This is a genomic window from Rhizobium sp. TH2, from assembly GCF_024707525.1.
Lineage (GTDB): Bacteria > Pseudomonadota > Alphaproteobacteria > Rhizobiales > Rhizobiaceae > Rhizobium_E.
On sequence record NZ_CP062231.1, the window covers coordinates 5158873 to 5176965 of the forward strand.

At 60.3% G+C, this 18093-nt stretch carries 22 protein-coding genes; 7 read left to right on the forward strand and 15 right to left on the reverse strand.

All coding sequences use genetic code 11. The features are described from left to right. Nucleotides 1-39: 39 nt before the first annotated feature. The 10 genes from IHQ71_RS25270 to sdhC all read right to left on the reverse strand — a co-directional run bounded on the left by IHQ71_RS25270 (nucleotide 40) and on the right by sdhC (nucleotide 8952). Nucleotides 40-525 (reverse strand): hypothetical protein, encoded by a 486-nt coding sequence (locus IHQ71_RS25270; RefSeq protein WP_258159160.1) that lies wholly within the window; start codon nucleotides 523-525, stop codon nucleotides 40-42. A 5-nt stretch (nucleotides 526-530) separates the two neighbouring features. Next, a complete protein-coding gene (gene sucC, locus IHQ71_RS25275) occupies nucleotides 531-1724 on the reverse strand; it encodes an ADP-forming succinate--CoA ligase subunit beta (RefSeq protein WP_258159161.1) in 1194 nt (397 codons plus the stop codon). Between the two features lie 22 nt (nucleotides 1725-1746). Beyond that, the gene (gene mdh, locus IHQ71_RS25280; RefSeq protein WP_258159162.1) at nucleotides 1747-2709 is read right to left on the reverse strand and encodes a malate dehydrogenase; all 963 of its coding nucleotides are present in this window, start codon (nucleotides 2707-2709) and stop codon (nucleotides 1747-1749) included. A 196-nt stretch (nucleotides 2710-2905) separates the two neighbouring features. Then, on the reverse strand, nucleotides 2906-4051 hold the full coding sequence (zapE, locus tag IHQ71_RS25285; protein ID WP_258159163.1) for a cell division protein ZapE: 1146 nt from the start codon (nucleotides 4049-4051) through the stop codon (nucleotides 2906-2908). A gap of 15 nt (nucleotides 4052-4066) precedes the next feature. Next, nucleotides 4067-4588 carry a protease inhibitor Inh/omp19 family protein gene (locus tag IHQ71_RS25290; protein ID WP_374989916.1) on the reverse strand — a complete coding sequence of 174 codons (522 nt, stop codon included), beginning with the start codon at nucleotides 4586-4588 and terminating at the stop codon, nucleotides 4067-4069. A 104-nt stretch (nucleotides 4589-4692) separates the two neighbouring features. Beyond that, nucleotides 4693-5529 (reverse strand): DNA polymerase beta superfamily protein, encoded by an 837-nt coding sequence (locus IHQ71_RS25295; protein ID WP_258159164.1) that lies wholly within the window; start codon nucleotides 5527-5529, stop codon nucleotides 4693-4695. Beyond that, complete coding sequence (locus IHQ71_RS25300; protein ID WP_258159165.1) at nucleotides 5529-6308, reverse strand: succinate dehydrogenase iron-sulfur subunit; 780 nt, start codon at nucleotides 6306-6308, stop codon at nucleotides 5529-5531. The genes IHQ71_RS25295 and IHQ71_RS25300 overlap by 1 nt, the downstream gene beginning before the upstream one ends. An 11-nt stretch (nucleotides 6309-6319) precedes the next feature. Beyond that, complete coding sequence (gene sdhA, locus IHQ71_RS25305) at nucleotides 6320-8161, reverse strand: succinate dehydrogenase flavoprotein subunit (RefSeq protein WP_258159166.1); 1842 nt, start codon at nucleotides 8159-8161, stop codon at nucleotides 6320-6322. A 6-nt stretch (nucleotides 8162-8167) separates the two neighbouring features. Beyond that, on the reverse strand, nucleotides 8168-8548 hold the full coding sequence (gene sdhD, locus IHQ71_RS25310; RefSeq protein ID WP_258159167.1) for a succinate dehydrogenase, hydrophobic membrane anchor protein: 381 nt from the start codon (nucleotides 8546-8548) through the stop codon (nucleotides 8168-8170). A gap of 11 nt (nucleotides 8549-8559) precedes the next feature. Beyond that, nucleotides 8560-8952, reverse strand: a complete 393-nt coding sequence (gene sdhC, locus IHQ71_RS25315; RefSeq protein WP_258159168.1) for a succinate dehydrogenase, cytochrome b556 subunit — start codon at nucleotides 8950-8952, stop codon at nucleotides 8560-8562. 326 nt (nucleotides 8953-9278) lie between these two features. On the opposite strand from sdhC, the gene IHQ71_RS25320 reads away from it, so the two are divergent. Beyond that, on the forward strand, nucleotides 9279-9830 hold the full coding sequence (locus IHQ71_RS25320; protein WP_258159169.1) for a hypothetical protein: 552 nt from the start codon (nucleotides 9279-9281) through the stop codon (nucleotides 9828-9830). Here IHQ71_RS25320 and hisC read toward each other — a convergent pair. After that, nucleotides 9827-10894: a histidinol-phosphate transaminase gene (hisC, locus tag IHQ71_RS25325; protein ID WP_258159170.1), complete on the reverse strand. Its 1068-nt coding sequence runs from the start codon at nucleotides 10892-10894 to the stop codon at nucleotides 9827-9829. The two genes, IHQ71_RS25320 and hisC, sit on opposite strands and share 4 nt — an antisense overlap. After that, nucleotides 10894-11802, reverse strand: a complete 909-nt coding sequence (locus tag IHQ71_RS25330) for a polyprenyl synthetase family protein (RefSeq protein WP_258159171.1) — start codon at nucleotides 11800-11802, stop codon at nucleotides 10894-10896. Before IHQ71_RS25330 ends, hisC begins: the two co-directional genes overlap by 1 nt. Before the next feature lie 238 nt (nucleotides 11803-12040). Between IHQ71_RS25330 and mtgA the strand changes: the two genes are divergently transcribed. The 4 genes from mtgA (at nucleotide 12041) to IHQ71_RS25350 (ending at nucleotide 14373) form a co-directional block, all read left to right on the forward strand. Beyond that, nucleotides 12041-12715 (forward strand): monofunctional biosynthetic peptidoglycan transglycosylase, encoded by a 675-nt coding sequence (gene mtgA, locus IHQ71_RS25335; RefSeq protein WP_374990055.1) that lies wholly within the window; start codon nucleotides 12041-12043, stop codon nucleotides 12713-12715. Nucleotides 12716-12807: 92 nt separating this feature from the next. After that, a complete protein-coding gene (locus IHQ71_RS25340) occupies nucleotides 12808-13455 on the forward strand; it encodes a glutathione S-transferase family protein (protein ID WP_258159172.1) in 648 nt (215 codons plus the stop codon). Nucleotides 13456-13629: 174 nt separating this feature from the next. Beyond that, the gene (gene rpmF / locus IHQ71_RS25345) at nucleotides 13630-13815 is read left to right on the forward strand and encodes a 50S ribosomal protein L32 (protein ID WP_258159173.1); all 186 of its coding nucleotides are present in this window, start codon (nucleotides 13630-13632) and stop codon (nucleotides 13813-13815) included. Between the two features lie 153 nt (nucleotides 13816-13968). Beyond that, a complete protein-coding gene (locus tag IHQ71_RS25350) occupies nucleotides 13969-14373 on the forward strand; it encodes a hypothetical protein (RefSeq protein WP_258159174.1) in 405 nt (134 codons plus the stop codon). Between the two features lie 75 nt (nucleotides 14374-14448). Here IHQ71_RS25350 and phbB read toward each other — a convergent pair whose 3' ends face one another. Together phbB and IHQ71_RS25360 are read right to left on the reverse strand one after the other, a co-directional pair. After that, on the reverse strand, nucleotides 14449-15174 hold the full coding sequence (gene phbB, locus IHQ71_RS25355; protein WP_258159175.1) for an acetoacetyl-CoA reductase: 726 nt from the start codon (nucleotides 15172-15174) through the stop codon (nucleotides 14449-14451). 62 nt (nucleotides 15175-15236) lie between these two features. Further along, nucleotides 15237-16418, reverse strand: coding sequence for an acetyl-CoA C-acetyltransferase (locus IHQ71_RS25360; RefSeq protein ID WP_258159176.1), 1182 nt, complete (start codon nucleotides 16416-16418; stop codon nucleotides 15237-15239). A gap of 55 nt (nucleotides 16419-16473) precedes the next feature. Here IHQ71_RS25360 and IHQ71_RS25365 point away from each other — a divergent pair, with 55 nt between their 5' ends. After that, nucleotides 16474-16671, forward strand: a complete 198-nt coding sequence (locus IHQ71_RS25365) for a hypothetical protein (protein ID WP_258159177.1) — start codon at nucleotides 16474-16476, stop codon at nucleotides 16669-16671. Between the two features lie 61 nt (nucleotides 16672-16732). After that, nucleotides 16733-17320: a polyhydroxyalkanoate synthesis repressor PhaR gene (gene phaR / locus IHQ71_RS25370; RefSeq protein ID WP_258159178.1), complete on the forward strand. Its 588-nt coding sequence runs from the start codon at nucleotides 16733-16735 to the stop codon at nucleotides 17318-17320. A gap of 515 nt (nucleotides 17321-17835) precedes the next feature. On the opposite strand, the gene IHQ71_RS25375 is transcribed toward phaR, so the two are convergent. Next, the gene (locus IHQ71_RS25375) at nucleotides 17836-18093 is read right to left on the reverse strand and encodes a glycine zipper family protein (protein WP_258159179.1); all 258 of its coding nucleotides are present in this window, start codon (nucleotides 18091-18093) and stop codon (nucleotides 17836-17838) included.

Genomic DNA, 18093 nt, shown 5'->3' on the forward strand with positions numbered 1-18093 from the left:
ACAGTGCTTTCTTTCCGAACTTGTCTGGAAGGCAAGGCTCTAATTGTTGGGGCAAGGGTGTCGGCCCTGGATAGTTGTGGCCACCCAATCCCTTCCCTTGATCTTGGATGTAAGGACTACAACGGTCATCGGCCCGTCAGCGGTTCTGATTTGCCCGATGGTCCTGGGGGAGGGCGTGGCTTCGAACTTGCCGCCGAGCGCCAGAAGTTTCGTCAGCATCAGGTCGGTTGCGGCCTTTGGCTTCGTCGTCCCAAAGGTCATGTAGCAGCTGCACTTGCGCGTTTTGCCGGGGAACGACAGGACAACTTCCGTGTTTTTGTAGATCAGGTTGCCATTGCCGCCGGGCTTGAATCCAAGACTACGCGCCTTCGATCCTGCCTGGTTGAAATCGGGGAGCGATCCAAGGCAAACCTTTGACCACAGCGAAACACGTTCGTTGATCCACTGGCGCGAACCCGGATCGGGCGCGCCATTCACCGCCGTCGCCACGATCGAAATCAAGATTGCCAGCGTGATCCGCAGCATTGTGCTCAGCCCTTAACCGCCTTGACGATCTTCTGGGCGGCATCGTCGAGGTCGTCGGCCGAAATGACGTTGAGGCCACTCTCGTTGATGATCTTCTTGCCCAGTTCGACATTGGTGCCTTCGAGGCGCACGACGAGCGGAACCTGGAGGCCAACTTCCTTGACCGCCGCGATCACGCCCTCGGCGATGACATCGCACTTCATGATGCCGCCGAAGATGTTGACCAGGATGCCCTTCACGGCCGGATCGGCGGTGATGATCTTGAAGGCGGCAGTCACCTTCTCCTTGGAAGCGCCGCCGCCGACATCGAGGAAGTTCGCCGGCTCGGCGCCGTAGAGCTTGATGATGTCCATGGTCGCCATGGCAAGGCCGGCGCCATTGACCATGCAGCCGATATTGCCGTCGAGCGCGACATAGGCGAGGTCATACTTAGACGCCTCGATTTCCTTGGCGTCCTCTTCGGTGAGGTCGCGATACTCGGCAAGTTCCGGATGGCGGAACGAGGCATTGTTGTCGAACGACACCTTGGCATCCAGCACCCGCATGCGGCCGTTCTTCATCACGATCAGCGGATTGACCTCGAGCAGGCTCATGTCTTTCTCGGTGAAGGCCTTGTAGAGGATCGGGAACAGCTTTTCGGCATCGGCCTTGGCTTCGCCTTCGAGCTTCAGCGCCGAAGTCAGTTCGCCGAGATTTTCAGTCGTGACGCCCTTCACTGGATCGATGTCGACATTGATGATCTTTTCCGGCGTGTCATGCGCGACCGCTTCGATATCCATGCCGCCTTCGGTGGAAACCACAAAGGCGACGCGGCCGACGGCGCGGTCGACGAGGATCGAGAGGTAGAGTTCGCGATCGATATCGGCGCCATCCTCGATATAAAGACGGTTGACCTGCTTGCCTGATGGACCAGTCTGCTTGGTGACCAGCGTGTGGCCAAGCATTTCCTTGGCATTCGCCACGACTTCATCGACCGACTTGGCGAGACGAACACCGCCCTTGGCGTCGGGCCCGAGTTCCTTGAACTTGCCCTTGCCACGGCCGCCGGCATGGATCTGGCTCTTGACCACATAAAGCGGGCCGGGAAGCTTCTTGACAGCAGCCGCCGCTTCGTCGGCGGAGAAGATCGCCACGCCTTCGGCAACCGGCGCGCCGTAGCTCTTGAGCAATGCCTTGCCCTGGTATTCATGAATGTTCATGGGAGATGTCCTTGAGAACAGCTTACTTCAGGGCGGGAGCGATGTTGATGCAGGCTTCGCAAAGACCGGCGACAGCTGCGACCGATTTGTCGAAGGCAGCCTTTTCGGGTCCGTTGAGATCGATCTCGATGATGCGCTCGATGCCGCCCTGGCCGATGACGGTCGGCACGCCGACATACATGTCCTTCACGCCATACTGGCCGCTGAGGTAGGCCGCGCAGGGGACGACACGCTTCTTGTCCTTGAGGAAGGACTCCGCCATCATGATCGCCGACGCGGCAGGGGCATAATAGGCCGAGCCGGTCTTGAGCAGACCGACGATCTCGGCGCCGCCATCACGTGTGCGCTGGATGATCTCTTCGAGCCGCTCCTTCGAGCACCAGCCCATCTTCACGAGGTCGGGCAGCGGAATGCCGCCGACGGTCGAGTAGCGGGCGAGCGGCACCATCGTATCGCCATGGCCGCCGAGCACGAAACCGGTGACATCCTCGACCGAAACGTTGAATTCCTGGGCCAGGAAATAGCGGAAGCGGGCCGAGTCGAGCACGCCGGCCATGCCGACCACCATGTTCTTCGGCAGGCCCGAAAACTTCTGCAGCGCCCAGACCATGGCGTCGAGCGGATTGGTGATGCAGATGACGAAAGCGCCCGGGGCATATTTCTTGATGCCGGCGCCAACCTGTTCCATGACCTTGAGGTTGATGCCGAGAAGATCGTCGCGGCTCATGCCCGGCTTGCGCGGTACGCCGGCGGTGACGATGCAGACATCCGCACCTTCAATGGCCGAGTAGTCGCTCGCGCCGGAATAATTGGCATTGAAGCCATCGACCGGCGCGGATTCCGCGATATCGAGGCCCTTGCCCTGCGGAATGCCGTCAGCAATGTCGAAAAGTACGATATCGCCCAGCTCTTTCATGCCGGCGAGATGAGCAAGCGTGCCGCCAATCATGCCGGAGCCGATGAGAGCGATTTTCTTACGCGCCATGGAATACGTCCTTCGTTCCTGTTAGACCTTTCGAGGCGGCGGCTGACAATAACCTGTCGCCTTTGGGCAATCGGCTTAAACCCAAAAGCAAAAAAGTCAACGCATTATTTTACGCTCAGCAATTTCAATCGGTTAGATAATAATTATCTTACGTAAACGTCAATAATCGTCACTGCTTCTTAATATTAATCGCTTATCACGGACAGGATTCCAGATAGTCGGTGCTTCGCATTTCGAACAGCCTGGAAACCGTCCGGTCGAACTCGAAGCCGGTCGTACCCTTCCGCACCGGCAGCAAATCCTCCGGCATCGCTTCGCCGGATGCGATCAGCCGCACATGCCCATCGTAGAGCGTGTCGATGAGATTGATGAAGCGTTTGGTTTCGTTGCGCTTTTCCGGCGCCAGCACGGGAATGTGCTCGATGAAGACCGTTCTGTATCGCGCCGCGATGGCAAGATAATCCGAGGCGCCGAGCGGCTTTTCGCAAAGGTCGCGGAAGGTGAAGCGCGCAGCACCGAGCGCGGCAGCGGGAACGGGTACCTCACGGCCCTTCATCTCGATAGTCTCCGGGCGAGGCGTGACGCCATCGGTCAGCTTGTGCCAGGCCGCCTCGATCTTCGCATCGGTCTCCGGTCCCAGCGGAGCCAGCCAGACCGGCAGGCTCCTGGTCTTTTCCAGCCGGTAGTCGGTGCGGGAATCGAGCGAGACGACATCGGTATATTGCTTGAGCAGTGTCACGAATGGCAGAAAAAGCTGGCGGTTGAGGCCATCGATGTAGAGATTGTCGGGCTCGACATTGGAGGTCGCGACCAGCACCGAGCCGCGCTGGAAGAGTTCCGTGAACAACCGCGACAGGATCATCGCATCGGCGATATCGGTGACGGTGAATTCATCGAAGCAGAGCAGAACCGCCTCGTCGTGGAGGGCAGCGGCGACCGGCGGCACCGGATCGGCCTGGCGGGTCTCGCCGTTCTTCAGCTTCTGCCGGTGGGCGTGGATACGCCCATGCACATCGGCCATGAATTCGTGGAAATGGGCGCGGCGCTTCTTCGCGATCGGCGCCAGTTCATACATCATGTCCATCAGCATGGTCTTGCCGCGCCCGACGCTGCCATGGATATAAAGCCCGCGAACGGGATTATCGGTCTTGCGCTTGGCGGCGAACAGCCAACCCAGTGCTGAGGACTTGCTGGCCGGCGCGCGCGCCTTGAGCGCCGACAGCACGCCGTCAAGCCGTTTGGCGACCATGATCTGCTGGGGATCGCGTTCAAGGGTGCCGTCTGCCGCCAGGGCTTCCAGCCGCTCGACGACACTGCATGAATAGTCGGGCGGCGCCTGCATCAGGGAAGGCCTGTCTTAGCGGGAAAGGACGATCGGCGTTCCGGTATTGCTGCGTCCGTCGAACTTGTTCTCGCCGGTCTTATAGAAGGTGGCGACCTGGTTGCCGGCGCGATCCTTGATCACGATCTGCTTGCCGGTGACTTCCCAGGAATTCATCAGCGCCAGCTCATTGCCGCAGCCACGCGTGCCGCCGCGCGAACCGGCGCCGAGATTGGTCAGCGTCAGGAACATCTGGCAATTGGCACCGGCGGCGCTGACCTTCCAGCTGCCGACCATGTTCTCTTTCTTGACGTCGAGCGCGGTCGCCGCCATCTGGTCGCCCTGCAGTGCGGCGTTCGGATCATTGGCCGGTTTCTGCGGGAACTGCGCCGTATCGGTCGTCGGGTCTGGCAACTGCCCGGTTTCGACGGGCGCCACGGGCTGGGCATCGAGCGGCTCGGGCTTCATCGTGGTATCGACCCTATCCATCCGGTCGGTGCCGCAGCCGGCAAGCATCAAACCCGCAGCGAAAACCGCGATCAATCTGGAAGCCTGCATCCCTGTCTCCTTCATTCCGCCTTGCGGCAATCATTCCCTGAACCGGAAAATTATGGCGGATTTACCGTAAGGCCATATGGTTAATCAAGTCGTAACACGAGCCTTCAGGCACCTGGCTGGAGGTAATGCGCCTTGATTTCGTCGATATAGAACCGCTCGGCGGCAGCGTGGCGTTCAGCAGCCAGCGCGCGTTCGGGCAGGCTGAATGCTTCAAGTATCTTTCCATAATGGTCCCGCGCCTCAATGAGAAAGCGGCTGACAGCATCCGGCACCTTGCCGGTCCCCATTTCCCGCGTGACGCTTTTCTCTGCGATCATAACGTCGATCAGGTCCGAAAGGTCCGTCGGGATCCGAACATTTTGCATGAGAAGCTGGAGGTTCATCGGCGGAAGTTCGCCGAAATCGCGCGCTTCCATGTATTTCAGCGATAATACCGGCCGAAGCGCGTAGAAAACCTTCTTCAGCTTCACCCCATCATCGGTGAAAACATGATCGTGCCGCTTGAGCAGGCCGAAATAGTGTTTTGCCACGAGATGCGGATCGACGATGCGCTCCAGCAGACCGGAAAGCCGCTCGCGGAAGCCGGCCATTTGCTCGTAGACATGCGGCGACTTGACCCATTCGACGATTGTCGCATTGCCTTTTACTGTCAGCAGCAGCGCCTTGCGCAGGTCCCAGCCGCCAGTATCGACCTCGCCCTCGATGGGAAATTCGATCACATCCCGATCGGCATTGAGCTTCAGATGATCCTCGACTGGCCTGAGATAGACGAATCGGCAATCGTAATCGCTGTCGGGCGAGGGAAATCCCCATGCCCTGCTGCCGCTCTCGATCGCGAACAGGATGCGGATGCCGGATGCGCGGACCGTGTCCAAGCGTTTGCGGATTTCGCTGACGGCATCCGGCGAAAATCCCCCAGATATCAAATCAGGGAAGGGCATCAGACCCGGCGCTCGACCATCATCTTCTTGATCTCGGCGATCGCCTTGGCGGGGTTCAGGCCCTTAGGGCAGGCCTGGGCGCAGTTCATGATCGTGTGGCAGCGGTAGAGCCTGAACGGATCCTCGAGATCGTCGAGGCGCTCGCCCTTCGCTTCGTCTCTGGAGTCGATCAGCCAGCGATAGGCCTGCAGCAGGACGGCAGGACCAAGATAGCGGTCGCCGTTCCACCAATAGCTCGGACAGGAGGCCGAGCAGCAGGCGCAGAGGATGCATTCATAGAGGCCGTCGAGCTTCTGGCGATCCTCGTGGCTCTGCTTCCATTCCTTGGCCGGCGTGGGCGAGACGGTCTTCAGCCAGGGCTCGATCGAGCGGTGCTGGGCGTAGAAATTGCTGAGATCTGGCACCAGGTCCTTGACTACGGGCATATGCGGCAGCGGATAGATCTTCACCGTGCCCTTCACCTCGTCCATGCCCTTGGTGCAGGCAAGCGTGTTGGTGCCGTCGATATTCATCGCGCAGGAACCGCAGATGCCCTCGCGACAGGACCGACGGAAGGTCAGCGTCGGATCGATCCTGTTCTTGATGTAGATCAGGCCGTCGAGGACCATCGGCCCGCAATCGTCGATATCGACATAATAGGTATCGATCGTCGGGTTCTTGTCGTCGTCCGGTGACCAGCGATAGATCCGGTACTCGCGGACATTCTTGGCATCCGCCGGCTTCGGCCAGACCTTGCCTTCGCTCATCGTTGAGTTCTTGGGGAGAGTGAGTTCAACCATTTGTCATCTCCTCAATACACACGAGCTTTTGGCTCGATCTTGTGCGGATCGATGCCGGGCTGCAGCAATTCGGTATGGACCGGGCGGTAATCGAGCTTCACTTCGCCCTCCGGCGAAACCCAGCTCAGCGTGTGCTTGCGCCAGTTGACATCATCGCGGCCGGAGAAGGGGCCATCGACATAGTCCTCGCGGGCATGCGACCCACGGCTTTCCTTGCGGGCTTCGGCGCCATGGACGGTGGTGATGGCGCAGGCCATCAGGTTTTCGAGTTCCAGAGTTTCGACGAGGTCGGAATTCCAGATCATCGAGCGGTCGGTGACCTTGATATCCTTCAGTTCCGTCCAGATCTCCGAGATGCGCTTGCAGCCGCTTTCGAGCGATTCCTGCGTGCGGAAGACGGCTGCATCGTCCTGCATGGCACGCTGCATCTTTTCGCGCAGCACGGCCGTGGGGGTGGAACCGTTTGCGTGCCGCGACTTGTCGAAGCGATCCATGATCCGGTCGCAAGCGGCATGGTTCAGCGCCGGGATCGGTGCGACGCGGTCGATCACCTCTCCGGCGCGGATGGCGGCGGCGCGACCGAAGACGACGAGGTCGATCAGCGAATTGGAGCCGAGGCGGTTGGCGCCGTGCACCGAGGCACAGCCGGCCTCGCCGACCGCCATCAGGCCGGGCGCGATACGCTCGGGATTGGCGCCATCGGCATTGAGCACCTCGCCCCAGTAATTGGTCGGGATGCCGCCCATGTTGTAATGCACCGTCGGCAGGACCGGGATCGGCTCGTGGGTCACATCGACGCCGGCGAAGATCTTGGCGCTCTCGGAAATACCCGGCAGGCGCTCGGCAAGCACGGCCGGATCGAGATGATCGAGATGCAGGTAAATATGGTCCTTGGCCTTGCCGACGCCGCGGCCTTCACGGATTTCCAGCGTCATGCAGCGCGAGACGACATCGCGCGAGGCGAGGTCCTTGGCGTTGGGCGCATAACGCTCCATGAAGCGCTCGCCCTCGGAATTGACGAGGTAGCCGCCTTCGCCGCGCGCGCCTTCGGTGATCAGACAGCCCGCGCCATAGATGCCGGTCGGGTGGAACTGCACGAATTCCATGTCCTGCAGCGGCAGGCCGGCACGCGCGATCATGCCATTGCCGTCGCCGGTGCAGGTATGCGCCGAAGTCGCCGAGAAATAGGCGCGGCCATAGCCGCCGGTCGCCAGCACCACCATCTTGGCGGAGAAACGATGGATCGTGCCGTCATCGAGGTTCCAGGCCACCACGCCGGTGCAACGGCCGTCATCCGCCATGATCAGGTCGAGCGCGAAATATTCGACGAAGAATTCGGCATTGTGCTTGAGCGACTGGCCGTAAAGCGTGTGCAGGATGGCATGACCGGTGCGGTCGGCAGCCGCACAAGTGCGTTGTACGGGCGGACCTTCGCCGTAATTCTGCATGTGGCCGCCGAACGGGCGCTGGTAGATGCGGCCGTCCTCGGTGCGCGAGAAGGGTACGCCGTAGTGCTCGAGTTCATAGACCGCCTTGGGCGCTTCCATGGCGAGATACTGCATCGCGTCGACATCGCCGAGCCAGTCCGAGCCCTTGACGGTATCGTACATGTGCCACTGCCAGCTATCAGGCGTCATGTTTTGGAGCGAAGCGGCGATACCGCCCTGTGCGGCGACCGTATGCGAGCGGGTCGGGAAGACCTTGGTGATACAGGCGGTCTTGAAGCCCTGTTCGGCCATGCCGAGCGTGGCGCGCAGGCCAGCACCGCCGGCGCCAACCACGACCACGTCATAGGAATGGTCGACATATTCGTAGGTCTTGCCGCCTGTCGCCGGTGAAGAGGGAGATGCCATGGTCAATTATCCTGCAAAACCGGTCTTCAGCACGGCGAAAAGACAGAGCGCGCCGACGATGACGGTGAAAAACGTATTGAGCATCAGAAGCACGACCTTCCGGAATTCATTGTGGATGTAATCCTCGATGACCACCTGCATGCCGAGACGTGCATGGATCAGGCCGGAGATGACCACGAGACCCATGATGACGGCGACGACCGGATTGCCGAGGGCAGCCACGACCTCTTCATAAGGCGCGCCATGATATTTGATGATGAAGCCGATGAAGAACAGCATCAGCGGCACATTGGCGACGGCGGTGAGCCGCTGGCGCCAGAAATGATCGGTGCCCTCCTTGGCGGAACCGAGGCCGCGAACCTTGCCGAGGGGCGTACGCATATCCATGAACAGTCTCCTCAGCGGACCATGAAGCCGACGATCCACAGCAGGACCGCGATGACGGGCGAAGCGACGAAGGTGATCTTGGCGACGCGGGTGGTCAGGTGCTTGTCGAAACCATAGCCCAGATCCCAGACGAAATGACGCAAGCCACCCAGCATGTGCTGGACCAGCGCCCAGGTGAAGCCGAATAGGATGATCATGCCGATCCAGGAGCCGAAGATCCAATTGACCCAGGCGAAATATTCCGGACCCGATGCCGCCGCGATCAGCCACCAGGCCACGAGGACGGTGCCGAAATAGAGTCCCATGCCGGTGATACGGTGGATGATCGAACTCATCATTGTCGGAATGGGACGATAAATCTGCAAGTGAGGAGACAAGGGCCGGTTCTTGACCGTATTCGCCATTTATGGACCTCCCGGAGGGGCAATCAGGGTAGCGCCTGAGCGGCGCGTGCAATGCATTGCGAGGGGCTTATGTGCATTGCGTCATAACGGTGTTTAATCGCCTGATTGCGGCGCGGCAAGCCCTCAAAAATAGCTACATCGGTTTAAATCGATTTTTATTCCGGGGGCTTAGCAAAAAGTCCTGAACAAACGTTCAAGGTTCATGCTTCCCGGCTCACAGAGCAGACTGTGCCATTTCGTAACACATTGACTTTGCGGACATTTTCATTAACTCTCTGTTAATTCGCGCCCGCTTCGGCGCTTAGACTCCTTGATGGAGAACGGCCATGTTCAGGCTTACCGCATATATCCTTGCCGCACTTGCCATGCTGTCGTTTTTTGCCGTGGCCGATGCACAGGCGGGCAATCGCCACGAGCGCCGCATCCACAATCATCAGAAGAACGTGCATTACAAGACGCGCCGGACCGTTCGGATGAGGAGCGTCAACGCAAGCAACCGATACTATGGCAATCGGCGCATCTCGCGCGGCACGCTGTCGTTCAGGGTCGATCGCGACCGCAGGAACGGCTTTCATCGCCATCACCGAAATCGTTACTACACGAGGTATCGCGTCAACACGGGCAATGTGGTCATCATCAATGTCAATGGCGACCGCTCGTATCGCCTGCCCGTCAATCGCGTGGCCCAACGCAACACCTATTCGGGCGATGTCGATGTCTATTCGGTGCCTGGCGTCGGCACCTATTCCTATGGCGAAGGCTCGTCGGACGTCGTGGTGACCGGGAGCGTTCCGTCCGCCACGATCATCGACGTCAAAACACTCAGGCCGAACCACGCCTGCGAGATGCAGGCCGGCGTCTGCGTCATCAGGCCTTAGAGCCTTTTATTGACGATCTCGTCGATCGCCTCCATCAGGCGATCGCACTCCGCTTCCGTGCCGATCGAAATACGCAGGAAATCCGAAATGCGCGGCTTTGCGAAGTGGCGCACAAGGATCGATCGCTCACGCAATGCCTGGGCTAGGCCCGCGCCATCGCGATCCGGATGGCGGGCGAAGACGAAGTTCGCCTGTGACGGAAGCACTTCGAAGCCTCGCTGGCGCAGCCCACCGGTAATCCGGTCACGCGATGCGACCACCTTGTTGCGCGTCGTATCAAACCATTCCTCATCCTCGATCGCGGCAGTGGCGCCAGCTTCGGCGAGACGATCGAGCGGGTAGGAATTGAAGCTGTCCTTAACCCGCTCCAGTGCTTCGATCAACGGCCGCTGGCCGATCGCGAAACCGACTCGCAGGCCAGCGAGCGAACGCGACTTCGAAAGCGTGTGGATGACCAGCAGGTTCGGATAACTTTTGACCAGCGGTATCGCGGTCTCGCCGCCGAAATCGATATAGGCCTCGTCGATCACAATCACCTGATCCGGATGCGCCGCTACCAGTGCCTCGATATCGGCGAGCGGCAGGCCAATGCCGGTGGGCGCATTGGGATTAGGCAGAATGATGGCGCCACAGGGCCTGACGTAATCGGCAAGCCGGACACGGAAATTCTCATCCAGCGGCACGGCCACGGCGTCGATGCCATAGAGCAGGCTGTAGACCGGATAGAAGCTGTAGGTGATGTCGGGATAGAGCAGCGGCTTGTCATGCTTCAGCAGCGCCTGGAAGGCATGCGCGAGAACCTCATCGGAACCATTGCCGACGAACACTTCCTCGATACCGACGCCATGATGCTTGGCAATTGCGATACGCAATCTGGTCGAAGCCGGATCGGGATAGAGCCGCAGCCTGTCGCCAGCTTCGGCCGCAATTGCCGCGAGCGCCTTGGGCGACGGGCCATAAGGGTTCTCGTTCGTATTCAGCTTGACCAGGTTGTCGATCTTCGGCTGTTCGCCGGCGACATAGGGCTTCAGCGTCGAGACGACAGGCGACCAGTATTTGCTCATCAATTTTTCCTCGTCGCGACATAGGATGCGAGCGCGATCAGCATATTGGCTCTCTCACCATAGGGCGAAAGCAGGGCGGTGGCTTCTTCGATCAGGCCCGCAAGCCTGTGCTGGGTCCACTGCACGCCGTGGATGGATGGCAGGGTCTTCTTGCCCCGTGCGGCATCCTTGCCGGCTGCCTTGCCGAGCGTGGCGCTGTCGGCAGTCAAGTCCAACAGATCGTCCTGCAATTGAAATGCGAGGCCGACGATCTCGCCGAAACGCAGCATGCGGCGGCGGTCCGCGTCCGATGCGCCTGCCGCCAGCGCGCCAGCCTCGCAGGCGAAACGAATCAGCGCGCCTGTCTTCATCGCCTGCAACCGCGTGATCTCGTCCTCAGCGAGTTCGCGGGTCTCCGCTTCAAGGTCGAGTGCCTGGCCGCCGGCCATGCCGCCAATGCCCGAAGCGCGCGAGAGCGCCAGAACCAGTGCGATCTTTGTGGCATCCGGCAAGGCGGTCTCAGGCGCGGCAACAATATCGAAAGCATAGGTCAGCAGGCTATCGCCCGCGAGAATGGCGGTCGCCTCGTCGAATTTCCTGTGCACCGTCGGCTGGCCACGGCGCAGGTCGTCATCGTCCATCGCCGGCAGGTCGTCATGGATCAGCGAGTAGCAGTGCACGCATTCAAGCGCCGCCGCCACCCGCAACGCCGCAGCGGCGTCACCACCGAAAAGGGCCGCGCTTTCGATAACCAGCGCGGGCCGCATCCGCTTGCCGCCATTCAGCACGCCGTGACGCATGGCGCCCAGCAGCCGCTCGGGCCGGATGGTTTCACTATGACGGGCGTCACCGGACAGCAATTCGCCCAGCAGCGCCTGTACCGCCGCTCCGTGCTGCCCTAACCGTTCCAGAAAGACCTCTTCGCGCATGCGACGCTCTTTGGCATGGCCGAAATCCGCTTGCAACCGTGGAACCCGGGCGGGAATTAACAATTACGCCGCAAAATACTGGTCTTGCCGCATCTAGCGGTCTATGACAGCCATCAGGACTAGCTGGGAACCGCCGAGGCATTGATTGGAGATCGCACCCGACACGAGTGTTCTGGCTTCGCCATCCGCCATCCCGGATTTTGCCGGGAACGCGGCTGCCGATGCCGGTGAGTCGCCGATGCGACGGCTGCTCAAACGCGCGCTGAAATGGCTGGTGGTCATCGCTCTCCTGCCATTCGCCCTGATCCTGCTCTATGCGGTGGATTTCGTGCGCCCGGTTTCGACGCTGATGCTGTGGGATCTCGTCACGCTCCAGGGCTATGACCGCCAATGGGTGGAATTCGAGGATATCGCGCCGGTCCTCGTCCAGTCCGTGATGATGTCGGAGGACGGGCAATATTGCTCGCATTACGGCGTTGATGTCGTGCAGCTGAGGGGGGTGGTCGAGGATGCGCTCGAAGGGGAATCCACCCGCGGCGCATCGACCATTCCCATGCAGACAGCCAAAAATCTGTTTCTGTGGAACGGCCGGTCCTTTGTCCGCAAGGGGCTCGAACTGCCCTTGGCGCTCGGCGCCGATGCGGTCTGGTCGAAGAAGCGGCTGATGGAGATCTACCTCAACATCGCCGAATGGGGTCCCGGCATCTATGGCGTCGAGGCGGCGGCGCGGCATCATTTCAAGACGTCGGCGAAGAATCTCAATCGCAAGCAGGCGGCACTTCTTGCGGTGTCGCTGCCCAACCCGATCACGCGCGTGGCGTCAAAGCCTTCGCGCGGTATGAGCCGGCTTGCCAACCTTATCCAGCGCCGGGCACGAGGTTCCGGCGATTACATCAAATGTCTTTATGATTGACGCCAAATCTATTCATTTGTCGAAATGAACGGCTGAAACGTAGAACCTCCAGGGAGTTCGGCAGAACTCCCTGAGTTCAACGGAGATGATCGATGACCGCCCTAAAGCTTTATGTCGGAAACAAGAATTATTCGTCATGGTCGATGCGGCCCTGGGTCGCCCTGAAGGCGGCGGGCGTGGACTTCACCGATGAAGTCATCCCCTTCGATTTTCCGGCGGGCAATCCGGCGATCAAGGCGATCTCCGAGAGCGGCACGGTTCCGGTGCTCGAGCATGACGGGCTGAAGATCTGGGAAACGTTGGCGATCATCGAATATGTCGCTGAACTCCAGCCCGACAAGCGTCTCTGGCCAGCCGACCGCGAGGACAGGGCGCTCGCCCGCGCCTACTGCTCGGAAATGGCGACCAGCTTCCGTGCCTTGCGCAATGCCGCGCCGATGAACTTGCGCTATCCCCGAAAGAAGCTTGAAGTCGGCGATGACGTGAAGGCCAATATCAAGCGCATCGAGGAGATCTGGCACAAGAGCATCGCCAGGAGCGGCGGGCCGTTCCTGTTCGGCGAATTCTGCGCGGCCGATGCCTTCTTCGCGCCAGTCGTCGCGCGCTTCGATTCCTATATCCTGTCCGAGCATCCGGTCACCTTGGCCTATATCAAGGCGGTCAAGTCGTATCCGGCCTGGATCGCCTGGGCGACCGATGCCGCCAAGGAGACCTGGATCGTTCCGGAAGACGAGATTTAGACATCAGGCACCTGCAACATCCGAATCGCGCAAACGCAAGATTTTTTGCTGAAGGTACTGGTCAAGCCGGGAGTCCTTCTGTATAAGCCCGGCAAATTTCCCGGAAAGATCAGCTTTCTCGAGGCCACTCCGGCCGACAGAGAGGTTTGCCGGGCTTCAGATTGGAGTTTCGAAATGGCAGTACCGAAAAGAAAAACAAGCCCGTCGCGTCGCGGTATGCGCCGTTCCGCTGATGGCCTCAAGGCTCCGACATATGTCGAAGACAAGAATTCCGGCGAACTGCGCCGTCCGCACCATGTCGATCTGAAGACCGGCATGTATCGCGGCCGTCAGGTTCTGACGCCGAAGGAAAGCAGCTGATCTTACGAGCCTCTGGCTCTTGAGTAAAATGAGGGCTGGCAGAAATGCCGGCCTTTTTGTTGTCCGAATGAATCATGATCAAATACCGTCTTTGTCGTTATAGGAATTTATACTAAGACTTCCGTCAAATTGAACTCATGAGGAACCCGACCGATGGCCGCCATACCGCTGATGCTGATCCCGTTCATCCTCTACAATCTGGCGATGGTCGGCGCCTTTGGCGGCGGCGGCACCGCCGCGCTGGAAACCATCGTGACCAGCGTCAACATGATGTCCGGCGCGACCTGGACCATGTCGCTCGGCGACCTCTTCATCGTCATCGCCCTCATCATCCTGTTCCTGGAAATCTTCAAGGCCACGCGCCGCTCGTCGGTGGCGCTGCTCGATCACCTTTTCTCGATGGCGCTGTTCGTAGTCTTCCTGGTGGAATTCCTGCTGGTGCAGGGTGCGGCGACGCAGATCTTCTTCATCCTGATGCTGATCAGCCTGGTCGATGTGATCGCGGGATTCACCGTGTCGATCAAATCCGCCAGCCGGGACGTAGCGATCGGGCTTTGAGGGCGGACGGCAACGCCACCCGCGACCTCATCCCCGACCTTGTCCCAGGCGGCCCGGATAGAAGGCGCCCGGCCGTCAAATCATGTACTGGCCGCCATTGGCCGTCAGCGTCGAGCCGGTGATGAACCCCGCCTCGTCCGATGCCAGGAAGACCACGCAGCGGGCGATCTCCTCGGGTTCGCCGAGTCGGCCGACCGGGATGTGCGGGATGATCCGCTCGTTGATCACCTTCTCGGGTACCTTCTTGACCATGTCGGTGGCGATATAGCCGGGGCAGATCGCGTTGACGGTGATACCCTTGGCGGCACCCTCTTGCGCAAGTGCCTTGGTGAAGCCGAGGTCGCCGGCCTTGGCGGCGGAATAGTTGACCTGGCCCATCTGGCCCTTCTGGCCATTGATCGAGGATATGCTGATGATGCGGCCGAAGGAACGGTCGCGCATGCCGCCCCACACCGGGTGCGTCATGTTGAAGAGGCCGGTGAGGTTGGTGTTGATCACCGCGTTCCAGTCGGCGGGCGTCATCTTGTGGAACATGCCGTCGCGGGTGATGCCGGCATTGTTGACCAGGATTTCGATCGGGCCGAGATCGGCGACCACCTTGGCGGTGCCAGCCTCGCAGGCCTCGTAGCTCGAGACATCCCATTTATAGGCAGGAATGCCGTGCTCCCTGGTGAAGGCCGCCGCAGCCTCCTCGTTGCCCGCATAGTTGACGGCTACGGTGTATCCGGCGGCCTTCAGCGCGACAGCAATCGCCGCTCCAATGCCGCGGGTTCCACCCGTCACAAGTGCCACTCTGCCCATGGATCGTTCCTCCTCTTGTTATGTCAGGCGTATTCGTCCCCGCATTCCCCGTGCCGGGCAGTTCACATGGCTTCGACGCACATGGCGACGCCCATGCCGCCACCGATGCAAAGCGTGGCAAGGCCCTTCTTGGCGCCGCGGCGCTTCATTTCGAACAGAAGCGTGTTGAGCACGCGGGCGCCGGATGCGCCGATCGGATGGCCGATCGCGATAGCGCCGCCATTGACGTTGACTATCTCGGGGTTCCAGCCGAGATCCTTGTTGACGGCGCACGCCTGTGCGGCGAAGGCTTCGTTGGCTTCGACAAGGTCGAGGTCGTTGATCGACCAGCCGGCCTTGGCAAGCGCCTTGCGCGACGCGGGGATCGGGCCGGTGCCCATGATCTTCGGGTCGACGCCGGCGGTCGCCCAGGACACGATGCGGGCCAAAGGCGAAATGCCGCGCTTGGAGGCTTCCGCCTCCGTCATCAGCAGCGCGGCGGCGGCCCCGTCATTGAGGCCGGAGGCATTGGCGGCGGTCACGGTGCCTTCCTTGTCGAAGGCGGGGCGCAGCTTGGCCATCGCCTCGAGCGTCGCGCCATGGCGGATATATTCGTCGGCATCGACAATCACGTCGCCCTTGCGGCCCTTGACCGTGAAGGGAATGATCTCATCCTTGAAACGGCCGGCGACCTGTGCGGCTTCGGCCTTGTTCTGCGACGCCACGGCGAACGTATCCTGTTCCTCGCGGGTCAGTTGCCACTGGCGCGCAATGTTCTCGGCGGTATTGCCCATGTGGTAGCCGTGGAAAGCGTCGGTCAGGCCGTCCTTGATCATCGTGTCGATCATCTTGAAGTCGCCCATCTTCACGCCGCCGCGCAGATGCGCGCAATGCGGCGCCATCGACATGGATTCCATGCCGCCGGCGATGATGATGTCGGCGTCGCCATTGGCGATCTGCTGCATGCCGAGCGCCACGGCGCGCAGGCCCGAGCCGCAAAGCTGGTTGATGCTCATGGCGGTGGCTTCGATGGGGATGCCCGCCTTGACCGCGGCCTGACGCGCCGGGTTCTGGCCCTCGCCGGCCTGCAGCACCTGGCCGAGAATGACTTCGTTGACTTCCGAGGCATCTACGCCCGCGCGGCTCAGCACGCCGTTGATCACCGCGATGCCGAGTTCATGCGCCGGTATATTGGCAAACGAACCGTTGAACGAGCCGACGGCGGTGCGCGCAGCGCTTGCGATGACGATCGAGGGGCTGGACATGGCATTTCCTCCTTGGATTTTCTGGGACAGTGGCAAAGGGCCGTAGGACTGTCAAATGGAAAGGGGTTGTGCCGCTGATATCGGGGCGCGGCACACCCGTATCAAGTTGCCGTCCGGCGGCAGCCTCAATCCCGCATATTTCAAGCGGTTGAGCGTCCATGATGCGGTGCAAATTGCTGCGCAAAAAAAATCGCACAAAATCGCCGCATTGCACAAATCGTTTGTATTTCCGTATGATTTTCGCTTAGACTGACCATGCGCTGGGAGTGGAGCGCACTGCAGTCAACGAACTGCGCGCTGTCAGGAGGAAACAGATGGCAAAACACGATGGGCAGACCGTCATCAAGAAATATGCGAACCGGCGCCTCTACAACACCGGGACCAGCACCTATGTGACCCTTGACGACCTTGCCCAGATGGTGAAGCGCGGCGAGGATTTCACCGTGCAGGATGCCAAGAGCGGTGACGACATCACCCATTCCGTGCTGACCCAGATCATTTTCGAGCAGGAGTCCAAGAACGGCAACACGCTGCTGCCGATCTCGTTCCTCCGCCAGCTGATCTCCTATTACGGCGACCAGATGCAGACCTTCGTGCCGTCCTATCTCGAGCAATCCATGCATGCCTTCGGCGAGCAGCAGAGCCAGATTCGCGAGCATATGGCGAAGACACTCGGCGACACGCCGCTTGCCAAGAACCTGTCCGTGCCGATGCAGCTGATGGAAGAGCAGATCAAGCGCAACACCGAGATTTTCCGCCAGGCGATGGAAGTCTTCACGCCCTTCGGCGCGGCAAACGGGGCAGGCGCGAAGGCCGAGCCCAAGAAGCCTGCCGAGGCCAAGGATATCGACGAGCTCAAGGAGCAGCTTCGCGCGCTTCAGACCAAGATCGAGAACATGTAGTCGTACGACCGCTACAGCCTCGCCGTCATCCCAAAGCATGTCGCAGCTAGAGCGTTTCAGGGTTAAATGGAATCATTCTGTTGGCTCAAGCGGAGTCGCATGTTTGACCGGCCGGCGCGCGTCGTAGCCAAAGCATACGGCCAAGCCGGCCGGTCAAAGAGGCGGCCCGCTTCAGCCAACCCGAAGGGCCGGTCATCTTTCCGCCAGTTCCTGCGGCGATGGTCTCGGCCGTACCTATGGGTACGACGCTCGCCCATCGCCTTGATCCTGACGAAAATCTGCTCCGGCAGAATGTTTCCATTTAACCCTGAAGCGCTCTAGGACAAGCCCTTGGACGACGTCAGCGCAATATGGTTAACATATTGTTATCGCACCAGATATAGCGTTGAACAAACCGGGAAACCCATACCATTTCCGATTCGCCGGCGATTCGTTCCGGTTCTGGCCATACTGTTGAAAAAGGCGGCGCCTTGCGACGCCGCTATGAAGTTACCTGGGAGTTGAAACTGCCGGGCTTAACGGCAGCGCGCTTCGTGACGCCGGCCGCGCTTGTCCTCATAAATGCAATAGCCTGGACGCGTCGCCTTGCTGACGAAGGCCATGGTGACGCCGCCAATGATGGCTCCGACCGCGGCGCTGCGAACATTGCCACCAATCAGGCCACCCACGACTGCGCCGGTTGCCGCGCCGACGGTGACGTTCTTTTCCGTGCGTGTGCACGAGGTCATTGCCAAGGGTACGATGAGGAGGGATGCGACAAGCAGATTCTTCAT

Coding starts and splice junctions, on each gene's coding strand:
- IHQ71_RS25350 (WP_258159174.1), top strand. CDS start 13,969: ATGGCCGCCATACCGCTGATGCTGATCCCGTTCATCCTCTACAATCTG.
- IHQ71_RS25360 (WP_258159176.1), bottom strand. CDS start 16,418: ATGTCCAGCCCCTCGATCGTCATCGCAAGCGCTGCGCGCACCGCCGTC.
- phbB (WP_258159175.1), bottom strand. CDS start 15,174: ATGGGCAGAGTGGCACTTGTGACGGGTGGAACCCGCGGCATTGGAGCG.
- IHQ71_RS25320 (WP_258159169.1), top strand. CDS start 9,279: ATGTTCAGGCTTACCGCATATATCCTTGCCGCACTTGCCATGCTGTCG.
- zapE (WP_258159163.1), bottom strand. CDS start 4,051: ATGCAGGCGCCGCCCGACTATTCATGCAGTGTCGTCGAGCGGCTGGAA.
- IHQ71_RS25365 (WP_258159177.1), top strand. CDS start 16,474: ATGGAAAGGGGTTGTGCCGCTGATATCGGGGCGCGGCACACCCGTATC.
- sucC (WP_258159161.1), bottom strand. CDS start 1,724: ATGAACATTCATGAATACCAGGGCAAGGCATTGCTCAAGAGCTACGGC.
- sdhD (WP_258159167.1), bottom strand. CDS start 8,548: ATGGATATGCGTACGCCCCTCGGCAAGGTTCGCGGCCTCGGTTCCGCC.
- mtgA (WP_374990055.1), top strand. CDS start 12,041: ATGCGACGGCTGCTCAAACGCGCGCTGAAATGGCTGGTGGTCATCGCT.
- hisC (WP_258159170.1), bottom strand. CDS start 10,894: ATGAGCAAATACTGGTCGCCTGTCGTCTCGACGCTGAAGCCCTATGTC.
- IHQ71_RS25375 (WP_258159179.1), bottom strand. CDS start 18,093: ATGAAGAATCTGCTTGTCGCATCCCTCCTCATCGTACCCTTGGCAATG.
- phaR (WP_258159178.1), top strand. CDS start 16,733: ATGGCAAAACACGATGGGCAGACCGTCATCAAGAAATATGCGAACCGG.
- rpmF (WP_258159173.1), top strand. CDS start 13,630: ATGGCAGTACCGAAAAGAAAAACAAGCCCGTCGCGTCGCGGTATGCGC.
- sdhA (WP_258159166.1), bottom strand. CDS start 8,161: ATGGCATCTCCCTCTTCACCGGCGACAGGCGGCAAGACCTACGAATAT.
- mdh (WP_258159162.1), bottom strand. CDS start 2,709: ATGGCGCGTAAGAAAATCGCTCTCATCGGCTCCGGCATGATTGGCGGC.
- sdhC (WP_258159168.1), bottom strand. CDS start 8,952: ATGGCGAATACGGTCAAGAACCGGCCCTTGTCTCCTCACTTGCAGATT.
- IHQ71_RS25290 (WP_374989916.1), bottom strand. CDS start 4,588: ATGCAGGCTTCCAGATTGATCGCGGTTTTCGCTGCGGGTTTGATGCTT.
- IHQ71_RS25330 (WP_258159171.1), bottom strand. CDS start 11,802: ATGCGCGAAGAGGTCTTTCTGGAACGGTTAGGGCAGCACGGAGCGGCG.
- IHQ71_RS25270 (WP_258159160.1), bottom strand. CDS start 525: ATGCTGCGGATCACGCTGGCAATCTTGATTTCGATCGTGGCGACGGCG.
- IHQ71_RS25295 (WP_258159164.1), bottom strand. CDS start 5,529: ATGCCCTTCCCTGATTTGATATCTGGGGGATTTTCGCCGGATGCCGTC.
- IHQ71_RS25340 (WP_258159172.1), top strand. CDS start 12,808: ATGACCGCCCTAAAGCTTTATGTCGGAAACAAGAATTATTCGTCATGG.
- IHQ71_RS25300 (WP_258159165.1), bottom strand. CDS start 6,308: ATGGTTGAACTCACTCTCCCCAAGAACTCAACGATGAGCGAAGGCAAG.